The 26905-nt window shown below is 42.7% G+C and carries 17 protein-coding genes and 1 tRNA gene; 7 read left to right on the forward strand and 11 right to left on the reverse strand.

The window, feature by feature from the left end:
• Nucleotides 1-835: 835 nt before the first annotated feature.
• A complete protein-coding gene (locus tag K0T93_RS02785; protein ID WP_225721189.1) occupies nucleotides 836-1843 on the reverse strand; it encodes an RluA family pseudouridine synthase in 1008 nt (335 codons plus the stop codon).
• Between the two features lie 718 nt (nucleotides 1844-2561).
• On the opposite strand from K0T93_RS02785, the gene K0T93_RS02790 reads away from it, so the two are divergent.
• Entirely contained in the window at nucleotides 2562-5705 is a 3144-nt protein-coding gene (locus K0T93_RS02790) for an Rne/Rng family ribonuclease (RefSeq protein ID WP_225721190.1), read from the forward strand.
• A gap of 874 nt (nucleotides 5706-6579) precedes the next feature.
• Here K0T93_RS02790 and K0T93_RS02795 read toward each other — a convergent pair.
• Together K0T93_RS02795 and pncB are read right to left on the reverse strand one after the other, a co-directional pair.
• On the reverse strand, nucleotides 6580-8079 hold the full coding sequence (locus K0T93_RS02795) for a DNA recombination protein RmuC (RefSeq protein WP_225721191.1): 1500 nt from the start codon (nucleotides 8077-8079) through the stop codon (nucleotides 6580-6582).
• A 751-nt stretch (nucleotides 8080-8830) separates the two neighbouring features.
• The gene (gene pncB / locus K0T93_RS02800) at nucleotides 8831-10030 is read right to left on the reverse strand and encodes a nicotinate phosphoribosyltransferase (RefSeq protein ID WP_225721192.1); all 1200 of its coding nucleotides are present in this window, start codon (nucleotides 10028-10030) and stop codon (nucleotides 8831-8833) included.
• 192 nt (nucleotides 10031-10222) lie between these two features.
• On the opposite strand from pncB, the gene fdxA reads away from it, so the two are divergent.
• The 4 genes from fdxA (at nucleotide 10223) to K0T93_RS02820 (ending at nucleotide 13634) form a co-directional block, all read left to right on the forward strand.
• Nucleotides 10223-10546, forward strand: a complete 324-nt coding sequence (fdxA, locus tag K0T93_RS02805; protein WP_225721193.1) for a ferredoxin FdxA — start codon at nucleotides 10223-10225, stop codon at nucleotides 10544-10546.
• Between the two features lie 110 nt (nucleotides 10547-10656).
• A tRNA-Asn gene (locus K0T93_RS02810) sits at nucleotides 10657-10732 on the forward strand.
• A 1432-nt stretch (nucleotides 10733-12164) separates the two neighbouring features.
• Nucleotides 12165-13001 carry a thymidylate synthase gene (locus K0T93_RS02815; RefSeq protein WP_225721194.1) on the forward strand — a complete coding sequence of 279 codons (837 nt, stop codon included), beginning with the start codon at nucleotides 12165-12167 and terminating at the stop codon, nucleotides 12999-13001.
• 135 nt (nucleotides 13002-13136) lie between these two features.
• Entirely contained in the window at nucleotides 13137-13634 is a 498-nt protein-coding gene (locus K0T93_RS02820) for a dihydrofolate reductase (RefSeq protein ID WP_225721195.1), read from the forward strand.
• Between the two features lie 12 nt (nucleotides 13635-13646).
• Here the strand turns inward: K0T93_RS02820 and pmbA are convergent, their stop codons facing one another.
• Together pmbA and orn are read right to left on the reverse strand one after the other, a co-directional pair.
• Nucleotides 13647-15041, reverse strand: coding sequence for a metalloprotease PmbA (gene pmbA, locus K0T93_RS02825; protein ID WP_445082784.1), 1395 nt, complete (start codon nucleotides 15039-15041; stop codon nucleotides 13647-13649).
• 724 nt (nucleotides 15042-15765) lie between these two features.
• A complete protein-coding gene (gene orn / locus K0T93_RS02830; RefSeq protein WP_225721196.1) occupies nucleotides 15766-16362 on the reverse strand; it encodes an oligoribonuclease in 597 nt (198 codons plus the stop codon).
• Nucleotides 16363-17386: 1024 nt separating this feature from the next.
• Between orn and rsgA the strand changes: the two genes are divergently transcribed.
• Nucleotides 17387-18325 (forward strand): ribosome small subunit-dependent GTPase A, encoded by a 939-nt coding sequence (gene rsgA / locus K0T93_RS02835; protein WP_225721788.1) that lies wholly within the window; start codon nucleotides 17387-17389, stop codon nucleotides 18323-18325.
• Between the two features lie 758 nt (nucleotides 18326-19083).
• Here the strand turns inward: rsgA and rplS are convergent.
• The 6 genes from rplS to K0T93_RS02865 form a co-directional block, all read right to left on the reverse strand.
• A complete protein-coding gene (gene rplS / locus K0T93_RS02840) occupies nucleotides 19084-19470 on the reverse strand; it encodes a 50S ribosomal protein L19 (protein WP_225721197.1) in 387 nt (128 codons plus the stop codon).
• 104 nt (nucleotides 19471-19574) lie between these two features.
• On the reverse strand, nucleotides 19575-20366 hold the full coding sequence (trmD, locus tag K0T93_RS02845) for a tRNA (guanosine(37)-N1)-methyltransferase TrmD (RefSeq protein ID WP_225721789.1): 792 nt from the start codon (nucleotides 20364-20366) through the stop codon (nucleotides 19575-19577).
• Nucleotides 20367-20377: 11 nt separating this feature from the next.
• Nucleotides 20378-20983, reverse strand: coding sequence for a ribosome maturation factor RimM (gene rimM, locus K0T93_RS02850; protein WP_225721198.1), 606 nt, complete (start codon nucleotides 20981-20983; stop codon nucleotides 20378-20380).
• A 51-nt stretch (nucleotides 20984-21034) separates the two neighbouring features.
• Complete coding sequence (gene rpsP / locus K0T93_RS02855; RefSeq protein WP_225721199.1) at nucleotides 21035-21277, reverse strand: 30S ribosomal protein S16; 243 nt, start codon at nucleotides 21275-21277, stop codon at nucleotides 21035-21037.
• Nucleotides 21278-21854: 577 nt separating this feature from the next.
• Nucleotides 21855-22790: an electron transfer flavoprotein subunit alpha/FixB family protein gene (locus K0T93_RS02860; RefSeq protein WP_225721200.1), complete on the reverse strand. Its 936-nt coding sequence runs from the start codon at nucleotides 22788-22790 to the stop codon at nucleotides 21855-21857.
• Nucleotides 22791-22814: 24 nt separating this feature from the next.
• Entirely contained in the window at nucleotides 22815-23564 is a 750-nt protein-coding gene (locus K0T93_RS02865; protein ID WP_225721201.1) for an electron transfer flavoprotein subunit beta/FixA family protein, read from the reverse strand.
• A 2210-nt stretch (nucleotides 23565-25774) separates the two neighbouring features.
• Here K0T93_RS02865 and mltB point away from each other — a divergent pair.
• Nucleotides 25775-26854: a lytic murein transglycosylase B gene (mltB, locus tag K0T93_RS02870; RefSeq protein WP_445082785.1), complete on the forward strand. Its 1080-nt coding sequence runs from the start codon at nucleotides 25775-25777 to the stop codon at nucleotides 26852-26854.
• The last annotated feature ends 51 nt before the right edge of the window (nucleotides 26855-26905 follow it).

Below are 26905 nucleotides of genomic sequence, written 5' to 3' on the forward strand. Positions count from 1 at the left end.
AGCTGTAAATACTATCTAGCGATGGTATACACTAAACCACGTCTTACCCTATATGCACCAAGTGCACCCGGAACCACCGAAGAACGCGCTCTCAGATGACTCTCACTCCATCTGTATATGTATTGTTCAGATAGAAGTAAGCTATACTGTTATAGTTCACAAAACGGTTATAGATGTAATAATTGGTATACAGTTTGTATACTGATGGATTAAGTTCAGCGTTCTCGTAGCGAATTCGTTAGCAATGCAACATTTTCAGCGAAAAAGGACGGCTCTAGTTTACTAGTTTCTCGGGCTGGATGATAAGCTGCGGCTACTACTAATAGTAGTAGTAGCGATTTGTTAATCGCATGTTGTATCATCGATCATCAAAGTTTGCATAGAAGTCTTCCTCAATTCCTATGCCAACTTATGTAACATTGCTGAATGTAGTTCTAAAGACGACTCGTCTATGCAGCGAGTTGCATCGAACATTGTCATTCACTGAACCAAATCTAACGCACGGTTCAGCCTACTCTTGATTTTCAAGTCACTATTGCGATCAGGTGGTTTGCACTATATAATTGCTCTAGCATTTCGCGCGCGCGTGGATAGTTTGATATGAAATAACCACTCATATAATAAAACCGAATGCGCTTCGTAAGGAGAAAATATGTAGGCAGATCAAGATTAGGTACAGCGATATATAGCACATCATGTAATCCTAATCTAATAATATATCTCGTTGATGATGAATAAAGCACCTAACAGTTAGTGTCCTGATACACTTGCTAGATATTATATATGATGTGTGTGGCCGAATGCTCACGTTCGATCCCAATCAAACATGAGCAAGTTAAAATGTTTTCATATTATTTATACTCGACATATCCGTTAATTGTTGCAAAAAAATACAGCACTCCGACGGCAAAGGCGCCTCAAATGCTAGTGGCATACCATTAGCTGGATGCTTAATATTTAGTCGCCACGCATGAAGGAACATACGACTTAATCCTGGCTGAACGCCAGGACGAGCATGATGCTTATTCAATAAAAAATTGCCGTATTTGTCATCACCAATAATTGGTAAACACAGATGCGCAAGATGCGCACGAATCTGGTGTGTTCTACCAGTCTTTAGTTCTCCCTCTAATAATAAATAATTACCTAAACGCTGCCGCAGGTTAAAGACTGTATAGGAGGTTAACCCATCTAACTGAACGCGAACACGCCGCTCGCCGTTAGCATTCAAGTACTTGAACAGCGGTGCTTTTACCGCATGGCGCACACCCCACGCTACCGGCCATGAACCATATACACACACCAGGTAGCGCTTATCCATCCGACCTTCGCGAATCTGCTTATGTAATCCAATGAGTGCAGCACGTTTCTTGGCTAGCAACAGCACACCAGATGTTCCCCGGTCGAGTCTGTGCACTAGTTCGAGCATATTAGCCTGGGGACGCGCCGCTCGCATTTGCTCGATAACACCAAAATTTACTCCACTGCCGCCGTGTACTGCAATGGTTGCTGGCTTATTCAACGCAATCAGGTGATCGTCCTCATATAGCACTGGAAATGTTGCAGCTGGAGCGCTTACTATGGAGTTAGATGGCTGAACCCATATTGGCGGCACACGCACAATGTCAGAGAACTTAAGCCGGTATGAGGCGTCGATCCGGCTTTTATTAACTCGTACTTCGCCGCTTCGCAAAATTCGATAAATATGACTTTTGGGTATTTTTTTATATATGCGTATGAGGAAATTGTCGATGCGCTGGCCAGCTGACACGTCATCTACGCGCAGGCATGAAACACAGTTGCCGGCTGAAGCATCTCTCGAAATTTTGCCTAACTTATTCATTCTGAATATAATTTATAAGATGGGCAGCACGCTGATAGCGATGTGCCCAGTAAGCCACGGGGTATTTCAGTGCAAGAGCCCGTGCATTATTCTATCTCGCACACCAGGCCAGCTGCTCGCCTGGAAGATGAGAGCAGCAAGTTGCACGCATGTCGTTGCACGGTGCAGGGATATCGCCCACAGGTGGATTCGGCATCGTCGATGATAAGCTGGTAACGGAAATTTTGGTTATAAAGAATTTTGTGTCTAGATCACAGTACTCTATATCAGCTAATACGCCATGCGCAGGCTTAGGTAGATTGTGAAAAGCATACGAAAAGCAGTTAGACGAGCTGCACGCTCGAACGAGAAAGACATTGAGGTTACGGAATTAATTGTCTGAAACCCCGAAGAAATCTTTTCCGCGTGCATTTTTGTTCAGGCTGCCGACGGGCAGAAGTAGCTGATACGCTTTGATGCTGGTCTTCAGGCGTTTAATTGCATAATGCGCCGTTGCACCACCTACCGGGTTTTGCTGTGCTGTACTTTTGAACTATTCGCAGAAAATTCCCCCGGGACGCTACTTTTACGTTTAGACGCGAGTAGGTCAAGGGAATTCCCGCCAGACAAAGTTTCCCGCTCCAGCGTGCTTTTTTGACAAAAAGAGGTGGCGTGCTGCTGCTCGTCCGGTTTTAATCTGGAACTGCGGACGGGATGCAGAGCCGCACTGGAGCCGTTAATGAAACGTATGTTGTTCAACGCAACGCAGCAGGAAGAGTTGCGTGTGGCGATCGTCGATGGACAAAAACTAATCGACATTGATATTGAAACCGCCGGACGCGAGCAGCGTAAGGGCAATATCTATAAAGGAGTGGTCACACGAATTGAGCCGTCGCTTGAAGCATGCTTCGTCAATTACGGCGAGGATCGACATGGTTTTTTGCCATTTAAAGAGGTTGACCGACAATATTTTAAGAATTGCACCGCAATACGCTCTATACGTATCCAAGACGCTCTACGCGAGAGTCAGGAGCTAATCGTCCAGGTTGAAAAAGAAGAGCGCGGTAATAAAGGCGCTGCACTGACCACTTTTATCTCATTAGCCGGCCGTTATTTAGTACTGATGCCTAACAATCCACGGGGTGGTGGTGTATCCCGACGTATTGAGGGCGATGATCGAAAAGAATTACGAAAAACGCTGGCACAGCTCGAATTACCAAACGGTATGAGCATGATCGCGCGAACCGCGGGCATCGGTCGTTCTGCTGAAGAACTTCAGTGGGACTTAAATTACTTATTGCAATTATGGCGTGCTATTGAAACAACGGCAAACGGGTCGCGCGCGCCACTGCTTATCTATCTTGAATCAAGCTTAGTAATCCGTGCAATTCGTGATTGCTTCCAGCCTGATATTGGCGAGATCCTAATTGATACACAGGATATCCATGATCAAGCTCGCTCGTTTATGGAAGTGGTAATGCCGGATAATCTTGGTAAGATAAAACGCTATCATGATGACGTGCCTTTGTTCTCTCGATTCCAAATTGAGCACCAGATCGAGACCGCATATTCTCGTATCTTGCCTCTACTATCAGGCGGCGCTGTTGTAATCGACCACACGGAAGCATTGGTAGCTATTGATGTAAACTCGGCTCGAGCAACTAGGGGTGCCGATATCGAAGAAACAGCATTGCGCACAAACCTAGAGGCGAGTGATGAGATAGCACGCCAGTTACGACTACGTGATTTGGGTGGACTAATTGTGATTGATTTCATCGATATGGAGTCTTCTAGAAGCCAGCGTGAAGTCGAGCAACGGTTTAAGGACGCACTTAAGCATGACCGAGCCCGCGTTCAAATGGGCAAGATTTCGCGTTTCGGACTCATGGAGCTGTCACGTCAACGGCTACGTCCAGCCTTATCCGAGAGCAGCCATGTAACCTGTCCGCGTTGTAACGGAACTGGCCACATTCGCGATACTGAATCGTCTGCACTACAAGTATTGCGACTTATTCAAGAAGAGGCGATGAAGGAGAATACTGCAGCAATCTATTGCCAGGTTCCAGTCGAGGTGACAGCCTTCCTGTTGAATGAAAAACGTCAGGAAATTAATAGAGTTGAATCGCGTTTTAAGGTTAACGTATTGCTTATTCCAAATAAACATCTCGAAACACCACACTATAAACTCGAACGGCTACGTTATCATGACACGAGACTTGACGAACCGCGTGCGTCGTGGCGCATGGCTGAAGAGGCGGCTCGCGAGTTAGAATTGGAGACTGGTTATAGCAAGCGCGATAATGATATGAAGCCAAAACAGGAAGCCGCTGTCAGGGGCATCACTCCAGAAGTTCGTGCACCTAGACCTAGCACCGCACCATGCTTAATATCAGAGGTAGCACCGTATACATCGATTTCACTGTCAACCGCAGAAAGCGGAGGACTAATCAGATGGCTCAAGCGCATTTTTAGTAAAAAGCTTGCTACTAGATCGACTCAACCTATTAGTGCAAGTACTCCAATACAGACTCTTAAGAAACATGTTAGTAGTGGGGCTCATCAGAGCACAGAACACAATTTACTATATCAACGCGGTTATTACCCTAGTAATTGTAACGAGCCGAAATCTCATATTGCCGATCAATCAGGCCGTGAGACTCATCACGATGAACTCGATATAAAAGAGACCGAACACACAGACGGAAACAAGCGGGATGTGTGCAATATGCAAACCTCTTACCAAGAGCATCAAGCTGAGATTCGCGCAAATGAAAAACAATCGGCGTATATTAAACAGGCAGCGCCCTCCGCTTATATAGAGCGTACTGAATGGGCTGATCATAATGAGAATAGTAATGAATGTACAGATCGTCGCGAACGCGACGAGCAAGTCATGCATAAGAGATTAGAGCAACTTCCTGTTAATTTATTACGCGATAAGCAGACGGTCGAACAAGATCAGAGAAAATCAATAAGGGCAACGAATATTAGCGTCACATCAGGAACTAATCTTGTGCGTGACAGCGAGGAACGTCGACGGCGACGGCGTGGGCGCCGTAGTGTGCGCCGCGGCGAGCACGGCGAGGAAAACCTCAACATGACTCATACTCCAGAAGTAGCTGAAAGAAAAGAAAAAATAAATCACGCAGCACTGAGCTCTGTAACGAATGCTTCCACTAAATCGATAGATGACGCAGTGTCGACTCGCCAGAATATCCCTAGATCAGGAGCGGTAGTTGAACATACAGATCGATCTATCACATCTATAAATGCCAATCAATCTTGTGGATATCGCCCAGTACCACCCGCATCTATAGTCACTACCCAGCAAGAAGCGTTCATAGGACAGCCTCTTGTTATCGATTCAAATACAGGCTGTCGCATGACCGGTGAAATTTCACGACAACAAGCTCGAACAGTGCCAACATCAAGAGTAGCAATAACTACTACGACATCAGATCCATTAGCATTAGTAGAATGTGATGAGTCGGTTCTGGTACGAAGTGATAAACTAGAACCAGCAAGCTCAAAGAGCTCAGACACGTCGACATCAATAATATCAACTCACGCCAACACGTCTGTTGTATCAGATCAAGCCCCAGACACACAATCGAAGGATACAGTGACTAGATACGCTGGAACGTGCTATAGCAAAACTACTGTCGGCAATACAGTGACAGGTGTGCTATCAATCGACACTCTAGCCCCAGTCCTGGAGTCTGTTGGACTGGTATGGGTTAATACAGATCCAGATAAGCTACGTGCAGCGGAGAAAGCCCCTAAACCGTCTCAAGAACTATTGGGTACCAGCCGTAAACGTAAGCCGTTATTTATGCCATCTATAGAATTTATGCAACAAGTTGAGACTCGGCCCAGACCGTGATGAATAGCCCTTGCTTCGGCAAGGGCTATTCATCAGTTATTTAGAAAGCTCGCTTTTCGCCCGTAATACAATAAAGACATTATGCTTTAGTAAAACTCTTTCAGACTCATCATATTTAATTAGTATAAAAAATATAAATTGATATAATTACCCTAGTACACGATTTTATCGCTATGCGAATATATATCGCTTTTACTAACATATAATTTTTACTAACTGTAGTACATCAGCCTAGCCTAGGCCTTTCATACAAGTTGCGCTCACTACCGCTTAAGCACACGGATATTCTAGGCTCGCGAATAATTCTAACTCTTTCCTTATTTTAAGGAATATCAATACTAGGTTGATTGCCGCGAGAAAACACAGTCTATTTATGTTTCTAACGAATAATTTTATCTATTTTCCTTGGCGATAATAACTAATATACTAATTTTATGTACCACCTTTTTACTATTATTCTACTAGGCATATTAGCGGTATTTATATACAACAGTATTATTAATACTCTATTAATATAGTCACATGCATTAGTACTCAATATATACTTAGTTTACCCATTTGAATTATATGTTATACCTACTAGGTAGTACCGCACTGCTTTTTAATAAAAACAAAATTGTGTGCTAAATACGATGAAGGAAAAATAATTTCTTGGTTAGGGGGTATATATATTAAGTAATACAAGTATTTTACTACGCTCCCTTAACTAAAATAGTCTATAACTAGTGATGGACTACTACGTGCGGCATATGAGGTAGCGTTGCTACTGAGTGCACGTCATAGGCGTAAATAGAAGCCTAGTATTAGCTTGCGGGGATCCGTGCATACAATGGGCGGTACCACTGGTAGAACTAGTATGCACGGCTGAATTAGCTTATTCGTCGCTATTATCTTTTAGAGTTTCAGGCACTTGTTCATCATCGCCCAGAAGTTCTGAGACCTGCTCTTCAGGCAGTGCTTCGACAACTCGCAGCTTCTTGTTCATCTGCCGTGTCCGGGTTTCAGCTAATTCAATAGATCGAGCAACGGTCGCAAGCTGATTCTTTGTTTTTGTTAAAACGTCACCGAATTTTCTGAATTCAGTTTTCACTGCACTGAGCACCTGCCATACTTCGCTTGAGCGTTTTTCAATCGCCAGCGTATGGAAACCCATCTGTAAGCTATTTAATAACGCGGCTAGTGTAGTAGGTCCTGCAATCATGACCCGGTAGTCACGCTGCAATACATCAGTTAGCCCCGGCCGGCGCAAGATTTCCGCATAGAGCCCTTCTGTCGGCAAGAATAAAATGGCGAAGTCAGTCGTATGTGGCGGTGATACATACTTATCCGTAATCGACTTGGCTTCTAGCTTGACGCGCGTTTCTAGTGCTCTAGCAGCCTCTTCAAGGCCAATAGGGTCGGATCGATCCTGCGCTTCGATTAATCGATCATAGTCTTCACGAGGGAATTTTGCATCGATCGGCAGCCATACTGGCTGTGCATTATATTGATCGCTTGCGTTCCGACCCGGTAACCGAATTGCGAATTCAACACGCTCATTGCTGAGCGGCACCGTAGCTACATTTTTTACGTATTGATCGATCGTAAGAATCTGCTCAAGTAAAGCCTGAAGTTGAACCTCGCCCCAATTGCCTCGCATCTTGACGTTTGTCAATACTTTTTTTAGGTCACCGACACCTATAGCGAGGGTTTGCATCTCGCCTAAACCACGATGGACCTGTTCAAGTCGGTCTGATACTAGCTTGAACGATTCACCTAGGCGCTGTTCCAACGTGGCGTTAAGCTTTTCATCAACAACGCATCGCATCTCGTCAAGCTTAGTTGCATTATTTGCCTCAATATCTTTGAGCTTTTTCTCAAGAGTTGCCCGCACCTCAGTAAGACGTCGCTCATTGCCCTCAGAGATCATGGATAATTGCTGATTCAGCGTATCGCCGAATCGCTTCCATGCAATCGCCTGTTCCTCGCGCGCATATTGTGCCTGCTGTTGACCAGACAAACGAAACGTATCAATTTGCTGTGCATTACTCTGCGTAAGTTTACTTAGTTGCTGTGAAAAAATATCAATCTGATTATTTTGCACCGTAGCAATACTGGAGAGTTGTGCTGCTAGTGCCCCTTGTAGTTGGGTAACACCGGCACCTATATCTGTTCGGGATACGCTAGCGTTTTCGATTAACTGTGTGCGTAGCTCGCGCTCTAGCCTTTCCTGGGATCGCGCGTTGACATCGCCCAATTCACGTAGTCGTTCCGAGAGCGCTTGAAGTATTGCCTGAGTTATCTTACCGGCATCGCCCCGCCATATCGCAGACGCGAGAGTAAATAACGTAATAGTCAATACCATCACTATAACTACTAAAATAACCGTTAACATATAGTGTATGTTCCTAGGAATTCAAGATTAATTGGTATCGGCAAGCTTTGTACGTGGGTAAATAGATAATTATCTCGATTCACATCAACTTGATGATACGCTTCAAACGTTTCGAATATATCTAGGAAGCATATCCGCCATACTAAACTATTTAGTTCATTACTACTCCAGTCTAAATGTATATATAATGTTTCATGCCATGAAAAACTTTATCTTCATCATAAATATCGACATATCATGTCGGATTAACCTTTAAATAAAATCTAAAGTATTAGCCTTGGCGTGTGAGAAACACAGTATTCCATCAATCTAGAAAGAAGTATAATAAAATTATGGAAATGTAAATAGCAGCAATTAATTTAAACTGAGTTTTAGGATATTAGTATAAATTGTCTGAAATTACATTCATTCTAAATAAATGATAAAGCGTAAAATCTGTATATATCCGACATAATATTTCATGCTATACAGCACTAAACATTTGAAATTAGCTTGGCTAAGCGCAATCGTGTTATATTCATCGATCAAAACACAGGCACTCAAAATCATCTATAATACTTAACTTTAACATATTAGAATATGCGATTGTAAATTGTAGAGAGTTTATGCTTGTGGGGTGGTAGAATAAACACCATAAAAATAGCATCTACTAAGCCCATAAACGCACATTATAGTACAGGCTTTTTTAGTTCGAAAACTCCCGGATGTACTGCGCACCAAAATCTCGGTAAGCGCGTCGGGCAATGCCGCGCTATGCGTGCTTACTCTCCGCTAATGGCACATTAATCTCGAATACCTGACGCAGGTATGTAATGTACGCGGGATCCTCACACATATTTTTTCCCGGCGAGTCAGAAAATTTTGCAACAGGCTGGCCATTACAGCGGACTATTTTCATCACGATCTGAAGCGGTAAGTAGCCTAAATCATTGGTCAAATTAGTGCCTACACCAAATGCTAGTTGGCATCGCCCTCGAAAGCGCTCATACAACTTTAGAACCTTTGGGATATCAAGTGCATCAGAAAAGACTAGGATCTTAGTGCGAGGATCGCAGCGATTTACTTCGTAGTGTTTCAATAGCTGCTCGCCCCACTTAAAAGGATCTCCTGAATCATGGCGCGCACCATCAAATAGCTTGCAAAAATACATATCAAAGTCGCGCAGAAATGCGCTCATACCATAGACATCGGACAATGCAATACCTAGATCACCTCGATATTCCTTGGACCATATCTCAAAACCAAAGATCTGAGAATCGCGCAAACGGGTCCCCAGTGCTTGACATGCCTGTAGATACTCATGCGCCATCGTACCAAGTGGCTTTAACCCATATTTCATCGCGTAGTAGACATTGCTCGTTCCGGAAAGCTGCTGTCTGAGCCCTGACATCAGCGTTAGGATAACCTCCTCGTGCCACTTCTTCGAAAAACGGCGGCGTGTACCATAGTCCGCAATCTTGCAATCGGTATAGTCAGACCTAGAGTTAAGCATTACTATCTTACCTACCAGGCGCGCGCGTCCATCATTGTATGCTGGTGAGCGCTGCGTATTGCGAAAATAGACCTCGTTAACAATTGCTAGTACGGGAATCTCGAACAGGATTGTATGTAGCCATGGCCCGCGCACAACGATCTCGATCTCGCCGTTAGCCTTCAGGGAGGGTTCAATGCGAATATATTTTTCCTTGAGCTCGAATAGTGCAAGGAAATCAACAAAATCGCTCTTAATAAAGCGTAACTGACGCAAGTAATCGAGCTCGTCATCAGTGAATTGTAACTGGCATAAATGCCTGATTTGCCCCCGAATCTCGTCGATATATAATGCCAAATTAATACCTCGAGTGCGACAATGGAACCGGTACTCGACGCTGGCAGCAGGAAAATGATGCAGCACGACCTGCATCATCGTGAATTTATAGAGATCAGTATCGAGCAACGAAGTGATAATCATAATCGCTTAGACAAAGATAAACAGTAGGGTGGACGCACTGCGTACAAAACATATTAAAGTGTATAACAAACAGATTAGATTAGAGGGGGCTAAATAAAAGCGCAGTAAGCTATAAAATACGGATCATGTAGAATAGCGGTGTTTTTATCTTATGCTTGCCAAACCGGAAATACATAGAGTGCAGGAGCTTTCATGACTCACGTTGTAACCGAAAACTGCATTAAATGCCGCTATACTGATTGCGTTGACGTATGCCCGGTTGACTGTTTTAGAGAAGGTCCGAACTTCCTTGCGATCGACCCAGATGAGTGCATTGATTGTGCTGTTTGTGTGGAAGAATGTCCGGTTAATGCAATCTATTCAGAAGAAGATATACCCGTAGACCAGCAACAATTTATTCAATTGAACGCGGAGCTAGCAAAGAATTGGCCTAGCATCACGCGGACTAAGCTTGCTCTACCAGACGCGGAAATGTGGAAAGATGTAAAAGATAAACTGAAACTTCTTGAGAAATAAGCGTAACGGCATGCATAGAGAGCGAGTACATTGATAGAAGTTAATACCCCACTTCCATTTTTGTCTTTGACAAAACGACAATATTCTTAGAGAATAGATTTCTATCTTTTTCCCCGATAGCTCAGCTGGTAGAGCGTCGGACTGTTAATCCGCAGGTCCCTGGTTCGAACCCAGGTCGGGGAGCCAAAACTACTTAAATAGTATCTAAGTCAATCGTTGTAGCGTTATCGTCAATGTAAACACAAGCATTCATAGCAATTCTTTTTTTACAAAGAGCTTCGACTAATATTGAGCATGATCTGTTGTTATGACCCTACTTCAACCGCATGTTGTGCAGCGTATTTTGAGTAAAGTAATAATTAACTATGAGCACTTAAAAATAAATTTTAATTGGCGTTTTTCGCATAATATAGTCTAGAATATTCCTATAGTGAGCAGATGCTGTAAATCGATACGATACCGTGTAATAGGCCAATCATTAAAGCATTAGTAGAAAATAGGATGCTAAACCAGCACCTTGTTATGGCGGGCGACTATTTTAGATAGATAGTCTTACTATCTTGATTTTGGTGCCGTGTGTTATTTTGCCACGTAATCGCCTAATATTTATACTATAGACTTAGGTAGACGTACGGGTGACTCATCTAGTTACTAGCGTACCACACTAACGCGCTTTATTTTCGAAAGCTTACATGTGAGCATATATAAATCTCCGATTATTAACTTGTGGGTAAGGCTTTTTCTGATCTAACCATGAATTATATTGTTTATTATATATCTAGCCCGCATACAAAAAAGAGTCAGAGGCGCGATTAACTTTGCTAAAGATCCAAACTAAAACGTTAATGCCCTGCTAATAAGTTACCTTTTTAAGGTAAGAGCGCTATTGCTATTGACAACCGATGTTTTCTTCTTACAACAAAGAATACTAACCTCTTATTAAGATAATGTATGTTGTATGTATGCTTACCTGAAAACATCATTCCATCTTCTCCCACAGTAATCTTGCTGTATCAGTTAAGTAATAATTGACCAAATTATTTTAGTGTTCAACATTACTGGGGAATCCCACTTAACTTACTGGATTGAGTAGATTATTAATTATAAAACTCGGCGGTAATTTATTGCCGCTTTTATAACCTGAACTCTATAGGGTACCTACTCCAGTCGTCTAGATGAATAGTTAATATAAGCAAACGGTACTATGTAAGTTATTCGTATCATCTATTTACCATTGCTATATAGGTACCTTGGAGGTTGTAGCTAGCACTAGCGCTTATAGAGTTTATGCTGCTAAGCCTCATAACATTGCTACGTGTAAAAGCAGGTTACACCATATGTAGGTGTAGCTTCACCTACCTAGACCGCCACAACGACAACACTAGTATCAAACTTATACAGTTCCGTATAAGGAAACTAACGTCCAGCCCCCTTTCTGAAGCATATGACTTTGCATACTACGGCAAATCGTATAAATACTAACGATAACTTTATACTAATAATAGATGAACGAGTAAGAATTCTCTCCTAGACTAAGACAGTCTATTATTATTTAGAATAATGCACTCGCTATTTATAGTTACTATTCTACTTGGTAAGTAACTCTAGGTGTTAGACCATGGATGTATCATACTTATCTCTTCTTAAGAATTTACTCGAACATGGTGTAATTAAGAGCGATCGCACTGGGACAGGTACACGCTCGTTGTTCGGCGTGTCATATCGACATAATTTATCTACTAGCTTTCCGTTACTGACTACTAAGAAACTGCATGTACGATCAATTCTTCACGAATTATTATGGTTCCTAAAAGGCGATACGAATATTCGCTACCTAAATGAAAACGGCGTGACAATTTGGGATGAATGGGCTACATCTGACGGAGAGCTTGGGCCTGTTTACGGTGCACAGTGGCGCTCCTGGCGCAATCCTGACGGCACTTGGACCGATCAGGTGCAGGCACTACTCGACTCACTGCGTACGAATCCAAACAGCCGACGGCATATTATTAGCGCATGGAATGTATCATTTCTGCCAGACGAGTCGCAATCTCCTATACAAAATGCTCTAGAGGGTCGTATGTCACTACCGCCATGCCACATCTTATATCAGTTTTACATCGCTAATAATAAGCTAAGTTGCATGCTTACTCAGCGATCAGGAGATTGGTTCCTTGGTATTCCATATAATTGCGCGTCGGTAGCATTTCTAACTCATATGATCGCGCAGCAACTTAGCTTGCAACCTGGCGAAATAATTCATTCAATCGGCGACGCGCACTTATATTTAAATCATATTAATCAAGCTCAACTTCAACTTACTCGTACGCCACGATCTCTGCCTCGGCTAATCATAAAGCGACGCCCAGAAACTCTGTTTAATTATAGATTTGAAGACTTTGAGATTGCCGGCTACGACCCTCATCCCTACATTGCTGCACCTATTGCAATATAGCCTAGTACCACTAAAGAACAAATCATATCAACAGCTATTGTCATCTCCATATTTACTTCCGATATCCGACATTTAGCTATAACTAACCTATAAATAAGAATGTAGGACCTATCTTATCTCAATCTATAGTGAATTATGACAACTCTTTTCTTAATCGTCGCGCATGCGCGTAATGGAGTGATTGGGCTCAATAATAAACTTCCATGGAAACTGCCTGAGGATCTTGCTCATTTCAAGCGTAAAACGATGGGTATGCCACTCATCATGGGGCGTAAGACTCATGAGTCTATTCAGCGCGCACTACCGGGCCGTAGGAATATCGTCGTGACCCATGATACAAGTCGGCGTTTTGATGGTTGTAATACAGTCACAAGCCTGGACGCAGCGATTGCGTTATGCGAAACGCTGAACGCGCCTTTTGCATACCTGATCGGTGGCGCCCAGTTGTATCGGGAGGGAATTCGGTATGCTGAACGATTAATTATTACTGAGATCGACTACATATTCGAGGGTGATGTAACGTTTCCCGCGCCGTCTCTAGAGCAATGGCAAGAGGTGTCACGCGAAACCTGTCGAACGCATTCACCAAATAACTTCGTTTACTCTTTCGTCGAATACGAAAGAATCTGCTAATTTCTCGGGGGCTTATTGGCCAGCAATCATCATCTGCTCGATCAGCACTGAGCCAGTTTCTTTCGCTCCCTGCACTACTCTATCGGCACCAATTGCGATGATTTGTGAAAACATTTGTTGCAGCGTACTAGCGACTGTAATCTCCTCAACCGGATATTGGATTTGGCCATTTTCTACCCAGAATCCGAATGCACCGCGCGAATAGTCGCCTGTTACAAGATTTACGCCTTGCCCCATCAGCTCAGTTAACAATAGACCCGTTCCGAGTTTGCGTAACATCGCCCGGAAATCATCATCCTCGCGTGTCAGCATACTAGTTAATGATAGATTATGCGAACCGCCGGCATTACCGGTAGTTTTCAGACCAAGCTTTCGAGCAGAATACATCGATAGGAAATATCCCTGTACAATACCGTTTTGCACGACATCACGCTTAGTAGTGCGCACGCCCTCTGCATCGAATGGGACACTGCCGAGTCCTCGAGGTATATACGGGTCTTCATAGATTCGTATATGCGGTGCGAATATAAGTTCGCCTCGCGAATCAGTTAAGAAACTCATATTACGGTACAACGCTCCACCACTAGTCGCCTGTACGAAAGCACTAAGTATGCTAATGGCGAGCGGTGCTTCGAATAATACCGGACACTTTCGGGTATTAAGCTGGCGGGCTCCAAGACGCGCGAGCGTACGTTCGGCGGCATAGCGGCCTATAGCCTCAGGCATAGCTAGTTCAGCCGAACAGCGGCACGTCATATACCAATCATCACGCTGCATTTTCTGACTACTGCTGGCAATTGGTACACAGGAGATGCAATGACGGGAATACGGATAGCCGCCAACAAAGCCGCGTGAAGTAGCTAGGACGAATTGTGAATGCTCTGTAGATACGCCTGCACCTTCGCTGTTACAGATCCGTGGGTCTGTATCAAAAGCTGCCTGTTCAGCGCGCTGCGCAATCTCGACGGCGTCTTCAGTATGGAGCTCCCACGGATGAAACAAATCTAAATTCAGCGGATATGTCTCCAGTAATTCTTCTTCAGCAAGCCCGGCACAGCTATCCTCTGCCGTGAACCGAGCAATGTTATACGCGGCATCTACCGTATCGCGTAATGCTGCTGGAGAGAAATCGGAAGTGCTCGCATTACCACACTTTTTTCCAATGAAAAGGGTTACCCCTATTATCTTGTTTCGGCTATGCTCGATCGTCTCAACTTTACCTTGCCGTACCAATACTGATAAGCCATCGCTCTCTGAGATCTCGGTTGCTGCATCGGTTGCACCAAGCATTTTTGCATATTTCAAAATATCTGACGCGATATTCTGTAATTGCGCTTGAGTGTGTAGAAACACGTGCTGCTGTACTGCCATATCAGTTCGATCCTCGTTTTTTAAAAATGCGATCATAGCAAGCTAGCTGCTTAACCATGAAATAACCTACCAAAATACGCGAGTAACACGTAAGATACGAATCGCGACGGTAATGCGGCCGAAATCGCTCTCCAACTGCATAATTTACCGCCGATTATACAATCGTCGAGTACCTGTCTTGACATACTATGCATAAATTTATCATTTAAGCGCATACTGTTACTTGAAGGATCTAACTAACGCGCTAAAAGAAACACACAATATCATTGTCCTATAAAAGAAGGCACTATAAGTTTGTAATTATATGGGGTACCATCTAATCCTCAACTTAAAAATACTAGTATAGTAGCGTTGTGTACCATTCTAGATATATTAAAGCAAGAGTAAAACTGGGACAGAACAATTACATATGGCTAAACGTAAACAATACGGAGCGTCATTCAATCTAGCACCACCTATTGTTTTAAAGGGACTACTTCAGTATACCTAAAATAATTAATCATAGTTTAATTAAGCTATGATGTGCTGCCTTTCATTCTTCTAGTAAGAAGTGTAGTCTGTTACATTCCGCTGATCATGAATTTAGTATCCAGCTAAAGTTAACCTATAAACTCCCGTAAGAATTAGTAGCTTTACAGTAACACCAGATCTTGGTGTAGGGAGGCACATTTTAGCCCTCAAGCGCGATCTATAAATACTGGATGCCCAGTATATGGGCTACGAAATTCTGGTTAGCTTGCTCTATGCTTGCTAAATTATTTTAGGCGGTGTCGGGTATGCGTAAGAAATGCTGTCGGTAGTACCTTAACTCGTCAATTGACTCATAAATATCAGCGAGCGCTGTGTGTAATGCACGCTTTTGGAATCCTTTATAAATCACTGGATGCCATCGTCGGCACAATTCCTTCAGTGTGCTTACATCTAAATTACGATAATGAAAAAATATTTCTAATTCTGGCATCCAGCGCGCTATAAAACGACGGTCTTGGCAAATAGAATTGCCACACATCGCTGACTTTCCGGCTGGAACATATTGAGATAAAAATATGAGCAATTGCGAAGCTGCATCAGCTTCGTTAATCAACGAGATACGAACTCGATCGATTAGGCCTGAGCGACTATGCATCTTTTTATTCCATTTATCCATCGCATCTAAAGTTAAATCTGATTGATAAATAGATAATACTGGACCTTCGAGAACTACTGATAAGTTCGAATCAGTGACTACTACAGCAACCTCAAGAATCCGATCGGTATTCGGAGTTAATCCAGTCATCTCCATGTCCAGCCAGATCAAGTTAAATTCACTCTTGGCCAAGATAGGCTGGCTATCCGGTTGTTTAAATTTGAAGCTCATTTAAACGCTTTAAAAAAGTATATTACTATTTTGATAGAAACGAAGTAGTGACAAGATTTATTTCGAATAATACAACTATAAGCATATTATATGCGTTCTCATGAATAAAAAATGTTGAAGATTTTATTATAATTACACGTCGCTTAGCTATAATGCATAGAGCCGACAAACTTATCACTTTGCCTGCTATCATAAAATAGTTCTAGCAAATCTTCTCGACACTATCTCACTATATACCTATAAGCAAGCAGCTAAAGTATCGCTTAATCATTACCATGCTAGAGTGCAGTGTTGTAATAGTATTTCTGCTAGAGTTGACTGTATCTATAGCTTTCAATAATCAAGTCTTCTATTTATTAGAATGTCTTTGAATCACAGATATTCAGATTAGTTAAATGGTGTTAGAAGCCGTTCTCTCTACCATTCTTATTTTGGTTAGTTTACGAGTAGACTACTCGTAGTGCTTTGCTATCAAAGCACGGTTCAACCTCAGATATTTTGCAAGCTTTTTCTTGTCTAGAACAGGTAAGATTTTTCAGTCTTCAGCTTTGATACGCTTTTCTGCTAGCTTAAGCCCAATAGGTACGAGTAGGACCCTAGTACGCGCATTTTTCGTTCTAAGAATAGGCACGTGCTGAAGTACATAATTATTATATTTTACGTTACTCGCTCTCTTCGTCTAAAGCCCGCTTCTACATAGCCCTCGGACCGTATGATGCTGATGAACAGGTCTAACAATGCCTCCGTATTGATTTTTGCTCAGATTCTATTTTTATTTTTTGGATACTCCTAACAGTCTGCTTTTGAGGGAGATAGGTTCGAAATCTGCATTTCCCACAATGCAGGCATACGAACAGGCTCTAATATAAGCACGCTGGTTAATTAAGTCCTGTCAAGATAATATATCGTTACCAATACCCAACTAAATTGATTCTAGATTCTATTACCTTAACCCGTGCCGCGATGAGATATATCGAGCCGCTGCTGAGCGTAAGTAAATATGAGAAGTTATGCAGACCCAGTAATAGAACTTTGTGACAATTATGCTCAAAAAGAAGACCTAAGAAAAGGTAGAGTCTTCGCCGTACATGGCTGGCATTATATGGTTCAACCTGATAGGGGCGATTCGCTACTACAGTGCTTTTCACGTGGGAAAAAGAGCGAAATCGCTGTTGGTGACCGTGTCAGCTTTAAGATAATATCTGCAGACCAGGGAATCATTGTTGCGACTGATGTACGACGTAACCTACTTTTCCGTTCTGACCAGTTAAAATTAAAACGCTTTGCCGCTAATTTTGATCAATTACTAATTGTACTAGCCACCGAACCGTATTTCAGCGAGGATTTACTCAGTCGAGCATTAGTGGCTGCCGAAGCTCATCAACTCCAGTCAGTGATACTGCTGAATAAAGCTGACTTACCTGACGCGCTACCGCTTGCCAGAGAGCGTGTCGCATTCTATGCTAAACTCGGCTATTGGGTCATCGAGGTATCTGCAACAAATGCTGCTGATGCGACCCGAGCTACGCTCGCGCCGCTACTTGCTCGGCGAGCTACTTTGCTTCTGGGCCAATCTGGTATGGGCAAGTCAACCCTAGTAAATCTTCTAGTACCTAATGCAAATGCTGCAACGCTCGACATTTCGTCTGCGTTGAACAGCGGCCGCCATACTACTACTTTCACTCGCTGGTATGAGTTAACAAATGGCGGGGCATTAATCGACTCGCCAGGTTTTCAAGAATTTGGACTATATCATTTAACAGAGAAGCAACTTAAAGGCGCGTTTCCTGAGTTCCGCTCACTGCTAGGCGCTTGTAGTTTTTACAATTGTCATCACTTGTACGAGCCGCGCTGCGCGATACTAGATGCGCTAGAGCAAGGACGCATTACACCAATGCGTTATAAGTTATACACACAACTTCTGCGCGAAGCAAGGCAATCTATCGTACGTCGAACTCGTTAATTAATGAATGCAATAAGTGACTTGCTTAAAAATTTTCCGCTTGTTTAATAATGATAAGCAGTGTTGCTATTTTCTAGGGGTAAGATCTTGATAAGATATTTACGCTGTTCGAGTAGCACGGCGGCATATTTTGATCCACGTCAGTAAGGCTATCCTAAAAATAGCACAATGCCTCAGCACAGCGAGCTGAAATCTATAAATAGATAACGCCAACTGCTACGCTAGCATAACCTAATACAGATTAAGCATACGTCTAATAATACCCAGGGTTAGATCTTTGCCTTAAGCTATTTAGTAGACTTAGATCTATGAGGGATAAGTCCTACCTTAAAATAAGTGGACTGATATAAGAAAGAATTAACACAAAATTCTATACTGATTTAATAGTCAGGCAACATCTTTAATACCGAGATATGTACTCATATTTTTTAGTTTGTATTATTGATGCTAGCAAACTAATCTTTTATATATGATGAGATTACATATCTTTGCGATGCATCAATACCACACTGCTACATAGTAAACTACCCACGATCCCGGAATCTGGGTCTACTTTAGTTAGCTATCTTGCTTGATGTACTTTATTTAGAATAACTAAAGTTTAACTAGGTTTTCGAGAGAACTTTTCAAAATGCTGATCTATACATCTGCTTAACTTAATTATCAATGGATAATCATTAAAAGTCAGATAGCCTCTACTGTAGCGGCATGCTTATCAATAGCAAGCACCTTCAGAGGTGCTTTGCCCGGCTGTGCGCTTACTTATTAGGCATTGTACGCTCCTTATATAAAAGCTTTTCTTTAATGCGAGCAGACTTTCCTGAGCGATCGCGTAGATAGTATAGCTTTGCACGTCGCACAGCGCCACGGCGCTTCACAATAATGCTAGCAATCAGTGGTGAATACATTTGAAACGTCCGCTCGACGCCTTCACCTGAAGAAATCTTGCGGACGATGAACGAGGAATTCAAGCCCCGATTCCGCTTTGCGATTACTACGCCTTCATAAGATTGAATACGCCTACGATTACCCTCGGCTACGCTGACGTTCACTATGATTGAATCACCTGGCGTAAAGCCCGGGATACTCCTTCCGGCAAGTACACGCTCAATTTCTTCCTGCTCGAGTTTTGCAATCAGATTCATAGTTGGCTCCTATAACCATCTTGCTGCTTTTTTCTTGCCTTGATTATGATCGAGGTCTCAGTAGAGGATGGGTTAACTTCTAGCAGCCGGATTTGGCTACTGCTTTACCCCGTATACCGGCTATCAATATTCCGATCTACGAGAGTTGCAAGCCACGCTTCATCAGCATGGCTCAACATATTGTTACGTCGCGCGAGCTGTATAAGGTCTGGACGCTTGACTAGCGTATTGCGTAGTGCCTCGTGGCGGCGCCAACACTCAATCTGAGTATGATGCCCTGTAATTAGAACGTTAGGTACCCGCATGCCTTGGTATCCATATGGACGCGTATAATGCGGACAATCAAGCAGTCCATTAACGAAACTTTCTTGGGCGACCGACTTAGAATCATTCAATACGCCAGGCAACTGCCGAATTATCGCATCCATTAAGGCCATTGCAGGTAACTCACCACCAGACATTACGAAATCACCGAGACTTACTTCATCATCTACTTCTCGATCAACCAACCGCTGATCGATCGACTCGTATCGACCACATAACACGATTAAACTAGGTAGTGTCACATATTCAACTACCTTTGCATGATCTAGCGGGCGACCCTGCGGCGACATCAGGACAACCCGAGAATAACCTGGTGATGATTGAACTGAATCTAAGCATTGGGCCTCTCGGGCAGCGGCTATCGCATCAGCGAGGGGCCCGGCTAGCATTACCATACCTGGCCCGCCCCCGTAAGGACGGGCATCTATTTTCTGGTGGTTGTCTCTCGTAAAGTCACGGGGATTCCACGTGCGTAGTGTATAACGCTGTTGCTTAGCGGCTCGACCAGTGATCCCCCAATTAGTCAGAGCATGAAACATCTCAGGGAAAAGTGTGATGACATCAAACCGAATTTTGTGTTGCATTAATAGTCGATCTCCCAGTCGACCACAATACAGCGATCTGACAGATTAACCGTCTTCACGTAAGCATCAACAAATGGAATTAGCCGCTCCGCCTTTTTGATTCGTCCATTTCGTGCGACTTTTTCGTACTCTACGCATAGGATTGAGTGTGCACCGTTATTAACTAGGTTCACAACATAACCTAGCACATCATTAGAAGTAGTGATCACCGCTAAACCAATTAGATCAACCCAATAGTACTCGTTATATTCTAGCACTGGAAAATCTGCGCGCCGCACATGCACCGTAGCACCGCGCAGCGAAAGTGCCTGATCTCGATCCGAGTATCCGGTAAGTTGAGCTATTACAGCGGCGCCATGTTTTTTCCTTGATATAACTCGTGCTGCACTATAGACCCCGCTCCTAATAAGCCACCATGATGCAGCACTCAGTAATGCACCGCTATTTAGATCAACACAGGCATATGGTGTGATTTTTAACCAGCCTTTGATGCTGTAAGCGTCAATGACTACGCCGACCTCGATTGCGTCATCTGGAAACAGCTCTACTCTATTAACACTAAACTCGGACGAAACCACACGCTCTCTTTTCACGGGAAAACGCATAGAATACACAGAATAGCTAAACAAATATAGGATAGGTTAATACATAAATGTTTACGCAATTTTAGATTTCTTAACTAAGCGAGCCACAGTTGTCGAAAGCTGTGCGCCGACTCCTATCCAGTATGTTAAGCGGTCTTGCGCAATGCGCAAATACTCGCCTTTTGTCGACAGTGGATTGTAAAAACCGATACGCTCGATAAAACGACCATCTCGTCGATTGCGCGAGTCAGTTGCAACGATGTTGTAGAATGGGCGCTTTTTCGAGCCGCCACGAGCAAAGCGGATGATAACCATGTTATTTTTACCTAATAACCCGTAGAAAAATAAAAGTTTTTAATTTAGCGAAAACTGATTATAACTTGAAATGGCCTATTAATACTTGTGCTTACATGCCTACCTACTGAAGCACTTCTCTAATAGATAAAATCTAGGTGAAAATCGGTATTGTTAAGTACTATTAATGCAAATAACATTTTGGAAATATTATGGGGCTCTGCGCTCGCAAGACGCATGAGTTGCTATTAGCTCAGCTTGCCTTATCATACTGTAATATGGTGAGGCAATGTTGAGAATAGCTATGACTGCTGGACTCTAGCATATTGATCATTAGCTGAAGAGTAGTATTTATCTCCTATAATACCGATTAGTTAAAGCGCCCTTAGCTGGGTTACGTCACGCAGATTATAAAAGTTATACGCTTAGAATTATCTACATATTACTTGTTCTGAGAGGAACCGGTATGTAAGCACAGTTAGAGCATAACACATCATCATCTGACCAGTAAAAGTAGCATTTTACAAATGCATAAGCAGAAAAAAGAACAAATGTGTTTTCTTGCTATGCATCTATGATATGTATTGTTTTATAGTGCTCATAAAGCATCAACTAGTTCTGGGACAAGTATGAATAGATCGCCTACTAAGCCATAGTCGGCAATGCTGAAAATAGGTGCCTCTGGATCTTTGTTAATTGCCACAATAACTCTACTATCCTTTATTCCAGCTAAGTGCTGGATCGCGCCAGAAATTCCTATAGCGATGTATAGCTGCGGTGCAACAATTTTGCCGCTTTGTCCTACCTGATAGTCGTTAGGTGCGTACCCTTCTTCGACTGCTGCACGTGAAGCGCCTAGTGCAGCGCCTAGCTTATCGGCTAGCGGCTCAAGCATTTTCACATAATGTTTTCTGCTTCCCAGCCCTCGGCCGCCTGATACGATCATCTGTGCGCTCGTTAGCTCAGGACGCTCCAGCTTAGTTAACTCACGGCGTATAACGCTCACGCCAGGTGCTGCTGGTGCGGCTTCAATTATATGAATAAGTGCACTACTCCCGCCGTTAGAAGAAACTGGATCAAAAGCTGCGCATCGTATCGTAATAACCTTGATTGGATCTATAGATTGCACAGTTGCGATAGCATTACCAGCATAGATTGGTCGCTCAAAAGTATCTATGTTTACTACTGCTGTAATATCGCTCACTTGCGCAACGTCTAACTTAGCAGCAAGACGAGGTGCTATGTTCTTGCCGTATGCAGTTGCAGGTAGCACAATATGTGTATATTGGCGCGCAATCGGGGATACTGTTGCCTCAATATTTTCTGCTAATCCTTTATCTAGTTGTGGTGCATCAGCTAAAAGTATCTTCGCGACTCCAGCTATGTTCGCCGCAGCAGTAGCTACGCCGAGTGCGTTGTATCCTGCTACTAGTATATGGATCTCGTCGCCTAGTTTCTGTGCGGCTGCTACTGTGTTTAATGTCGCTGTCTTGAGGGCCTGGTTATTATGTTCTGCAATGACTAGTATTGTCACATCTACCTCTTTTCGCATTGAGCGTTAGAGTACTTTTGCTTCACTTGTAAGCTTATTGATCAGCGTGGCGATATCAGGCACCTTTATGCCTATTCCTCGCTTGTGAGGCTCGACTACCCTTAGCGTTTTAAGGCGCTTCTCTATTTTCACACCTAAGGTTTGGGGTGTCAGGCGCTCAAGCGGTTTTTTTTTCGCTTTCATAATATTAGGCAATGTTATATAACGCGGTTCATTAAGTTGTAGATCGGTAGTCACCACCACCGGTAGTGTTAATGAAAGCGTTTCAGTGCCGTCGTCTACTTCACGAGTCACCGTGGCACAGCCATCCCTGACTATTACCTGCGAAGCAAATGTAGCTTGCGACCATCCGGCTAGTGCAGCTAGCATTTGCCCAGTTTGATTCGAGTCATCGTCGATTGCCTGCTTACCAAGGATTACAAGTTGAGACCGCTCACGCGCGACGACTGCGTTAAGTAATTTAGCAACTGATAGAGGCTGTAACTCCTCCTGAGTTTCGATTAGGATCGCTCTATCCGCACCAATCGCTAGCGCAGTACGTAGTGTTTCTTGGCATGCGGACACCCCTGCAGATACAGCGATTACCTCCATAACTACACCCGCTTCTTTTAAGCGCACCGCTTCTTCTACAGCAATTTCATCGAACGGGTTCATCGACATTTTTACGTTTTCTATGTCCACGCCTGTGCCGTCTAATTTCACGCAGACTTTCACGTTATGGTCTACAACTCTTTTGACGGACACAAGAACTTTCATTTCTTTTCTCTAAAACCAAAAATACAGCAGCGCTATTAGCAACTATTATAACAGTGAGCGGGTGTTTCTTCGAAGAAGAAAAAAGACTAAAGAGCAATTGCTATCTTAGCCTGGACTTTTAGTCTAAAAAGCTGAGATTATATAATACCGAGCACGCTCGGCTAGCATAGATTTATTATGCTGCTTTCGAAAAGTGTACGCTGTTTATCTGACTACATCTTATAGCTGTGTCGCTGCTGTAAGATTAACATTAGAAGTTTTCTAAAAATTATTACCTGGAAGCTATAATATCAAAGTGCGATTATTAATGTGACGCTTAATATATAGTAAATTATCTGTATTAATAAGCCTCCTAATCTGTAACTTACTGTACTTAAACCGTTATTTTAACTAGGATAGCTATACATAAACTATCGGCATCTTTTAAAGACAATAGTATTTTCTTTTATTGAAGTTTATATCTCTATTGCGTAGTTCTTCTATCGAAGAATTTGTATTTATTACGGCTATATCAATATCGGCTGGCGAGCGTCAGATTCTCTTCTAGATTTTGATAGTGCTTAGCTACAAATATTTTGGTAAAAACAACCACCAGTGCGCTTTTAGTCAAATTATTAAGCGCTAAGTATTCGCCTACGCTATTAGGTAGGTTCTTCATTGATTTAATCTCTGTATAGGTTTTCCAGCGGTGATTTAGCAGTTGGTTATAGCTATTCAATATATTGAACGCAATTTAGAGGCTTCGAATATCTATGGATATAATATACTCTATTGTTAACTTACTGTATAAGAAATTAGATATAATCATCAATACTTAGCCGCAGTGTTCTGTTGCCAATCTAGAAAGTTGTTTATAATATAGTTTTTGACAATTATTTTATATATTACCTTATCTTCATATTGAAGCACGCTAGGAATATGTCATGCATGTCTGCGCTGTGTCTTTATATGCCCGGCAAACATTATCCTAGCCGAGGAAGATAGAAAGTAATAAATCGTTCATGATCAAGCTGCTTTCGGCTCTAGAGATACGATAGCTTTCTTTAGCAATCTTTAATTGGTAGAAAACTGATTGAAGTGATCGAAAGCGGTAATCTAAGCAGGAAAATATTTAGGGTTGTACGAAAGCTCTAGACTATCAATAACGCATCGATTTATGTAACGCATACCTATATCACACAGTTTCTGTGTAATTCATGTTTTTAAGAAACTCATGTTTCTAAGTGTTTGCTCTCACAGTATGGTACACCGCAAAACTAGTCCATATAGATATTATCTTATCTGTGCTATGCACGTGTCGTGTCGGTCATATCAAAGTGAGTTTCATATATCTCTATGTCTCTCCGCAAGGCTGAGGTAGCTAGACTCACTATTTGTACTTAATTCTTTTGGGCTAACGAGCATAGAAGAACAATTCCAAGAGAAGCTCTATATAGTTACCTGTTAAGCTGCGGTAAATGCCGCTCTAGTTCTATTGCTATAGTAAATATTAAATTTATGAGATACCCTGCGTGCTAGCTTATTAACGTTTAATGATAGCGCGCTGCAAACGCAAGGTTATTAAAACAAAATAGAATTTAGTATATTAACCTAGAGCTCAGGCCGCAATTTTTAAATCTAGATCTCTACTGAAATACTAACGCCAAGGAGCATATAAGTGTTCGTCTACATATCAGTATCAATTTTCGGGTAGTTAATCCACACGAGCATCGTCTCATCTCTGAAAAGAGCAAGATTGAGAATTTTCTAGGCGGAATTAGTACTAGTAATACTCAACTGATGTTAGGTCGTAAACAAGCTCATTAGACATTCTAAGATCTAGTATCCTATTTCATAGGAAAAATCCATGTGGACGAAGAAATCTATTGCTATCGCAATAGAATAATTGTTTCGAAACAAAGTCCTCTTACGATGCATCGCTTTTATTAAGGCTTGCATACCATATGTAGCGACTTTTTAGTTAAATATCACACCACTATCAGTTATACTAAGCTAATCTCATCTAATCCTGACAGAATGCTCTTCATACCTCAGCTGTACTAGGGTAGCGCAATATCCCGTCCTTATTTTTCTATGCTTTGCGAGCGTCGTTTTTTGATCTTACTGTCTTGCTACTATTCTTTCTCCGCTGATAATTAAGACTTAACTAATTGATGACTTGCTGGACACCGTTTCTATTGTTTATTCTCGCTATTTCCTCGCATAGCGTTATGGCAAGGGGCTCCTGCCGTATGATCGCCTCTGAAATGCAACTAGAGGCATCGTCGCTACAAGGCCAGACATTTGAAGAAGAAATTGTACCCCAGCGCTATGCTGATAACCCGAATATCGATGCATTCATCAATAATATGGTTGCTCAGTACGATTTCGATGTGAAAGCATTGAAAGTGCTGTTCAACCAAGTTGCATATTCAAAAACTGCTGTTAAGTTGACTCTTTCTACTCCAACGTCAGCACTCAAGAGTTGGCAGGCATACCAGGCACAGTTCATTGAACCGCTGCGCATTAACGCGGGTGTAAAATTCTGGAAACAGAACAAGTCTGCACTGCAACGGGCTAGTGAAGAATTCGGTGTTCCACCAGAAGTAATCGTTGGTATTATCGGGATTGAAACAATATATGGGCAGCACATGGGAAACTTCCACGTGCTAGACGCGTTAACTACTCTCGCATTCGATTATCCGGAAACTTCTAATCACGCACGCCGCTCAGCTCTATTCCGTAAGAACCTAGAAGATTTCTTGCTCTGGACACAGAGTACCGGCATTGAGCCAACTACAGTACTAGGCTCCTACAGTGGGGCAATCGGCATCCCACAGTTCTTACCGAGCAGTATCATTGAATACGCGGTTGATTACGAAGGTGATCATCGTATTGACTTACGTAATAGTCCGGCCGATGCAATCGGTAGCGTTGCGAACTATCTTAAGCAGCATGGCTGGGAAAGCGGACGACCAGTCGTATGGCGGATTCTTGGAGATGCTGGAAGCAGTGGCATTGCGCAAGCTGCTGTAAATAGTCAGGCTGAGCCTCGCTGGGCGCTCCAAAAACTGTTGCAAGCCGGTATGCTTCTCGATGAAGATAGCGTTGATATAGCAAGAGAAGCCGGAACACTCGTAGCCGTAATCGAACTGCCTACCCCTGAACAGCCTACGCAGTACATACTCGGGTTACAAAATTTTTATGTGTTAACCCGATACAATCGCAGCTTTTTTTATGCACTAGCAGTGCATCAACTAGGCGAACGGATAAAGACACAGATGCAAGCCTTTTCTTCAGCAATGCCTTGACTGAGGAATCCGGCGCACTAGCTATACTATAAGTAGTTACGCCTAAAATAT

Source organism: Candidatus Vallotiella sp. (ex Adelges kitamiensis) (genome assembly GCF_020342435.1).
Lineage (GTDB): Bacteria > Pseudomonadota > Gammaproteobacteria > Burkholderiales > Burkholderiaceae > Mycetohabitans.

Bases quoted from the DNA above. Each gene is read 5' to 3' on its own strand.
- K0T93_RS02785 (WP_225721189.1), bottom strand. From the start codon at position 1,843: ATGAATAAGTTAGGCAAAATTTCGAGAGATGCTTCAGCCGGCAACTGT.
- K0T93_RS02790 (WP_225721190.1), top strand. From the start codon at position 2,562: ATGAAACGTATGTTGTTCAACGCAACGCAGCAGGAAGAGTTGCGTGTG.
- K0T93_RS02795 (WP_225721191.1), bottom strand. From the start codon at position 8,079: ATGTTAACGGTTATTTTAGTAGTTATAGTGATGGTATTGACTATTACG.
- pncB (WP_225721192.1), bottom strand. From the start codon at position 10,030: ATGATTATCACTTCGTTGCTCGATACTGATCTCTATAAATTCACGATG.
- fdxA (WP_225721193.1), top strand. From the start codon at position 10,223: ATGACTCACGTTGTAACCGAAAACTGCATTAAATGCCGCTATACTGAT.
- K0T93_RS02815 (WP_225721194.1), top strand. From the start codon at position 12,165: ATGGATGTATCATACTTATCTCTTCTTAAGAATTTACTCGAACATGGT.
- K0T93_RS02820 (WP_225721195.1), top strand. From the start codon at position 13,137: ATGACAACTCTTTTCTTAATCGTCGCGCATGCGCGTAATGGAGTGATT.
- pmbA (WP_445082784.1), bottom strand. From the start codon at position 15,041: ATGATCGCATTTTTAAAAAACGAGGATCGAACTGATATGGCAGTACAG.
- orn (WP_225721196.1), bottom strand. From the start codon at position 16,362: ATGAGCTTCAAATTTAAACAACCGGATAGCCAGCCTATCTTGGCCAAG.
- rplS (WP_225721197.1), bottom strand. From the start codon at position 19,470: ATGAATCTGATTGCAAAACTCGAGCAGGAAGAAATTGAGCGTGTACTT.
- rimM (WP_225721198.1), bottom strand. From the start codon at position 20,983: ATGCGTTTTCCCGTGAAAAGAGAGCGTGTGGTTTCGTCCGAGTTTAGT.
- rpsP (WP_225721199.1), bottom strand. From the start codon at position 21,277: ATGGTTATCATCCGCTTTGCTCGTGGCGGCTCGAAAAAGCGCCCATTC.
- K0T93_RS02865 (WP_225721201.1), bottom strand. From the start codon at position 23,564: ATGAAAGTTCTTGTGTCCGTCAAAAGAGTTGTAGACCATAACGTGAAA.
- mltB (WP_445082785.1), top strand. From the start codon at position 25,775: ATGGCAAGGGGCTCCTGCCGTATGATCGCCTCTGAAATGCAACTAGAG.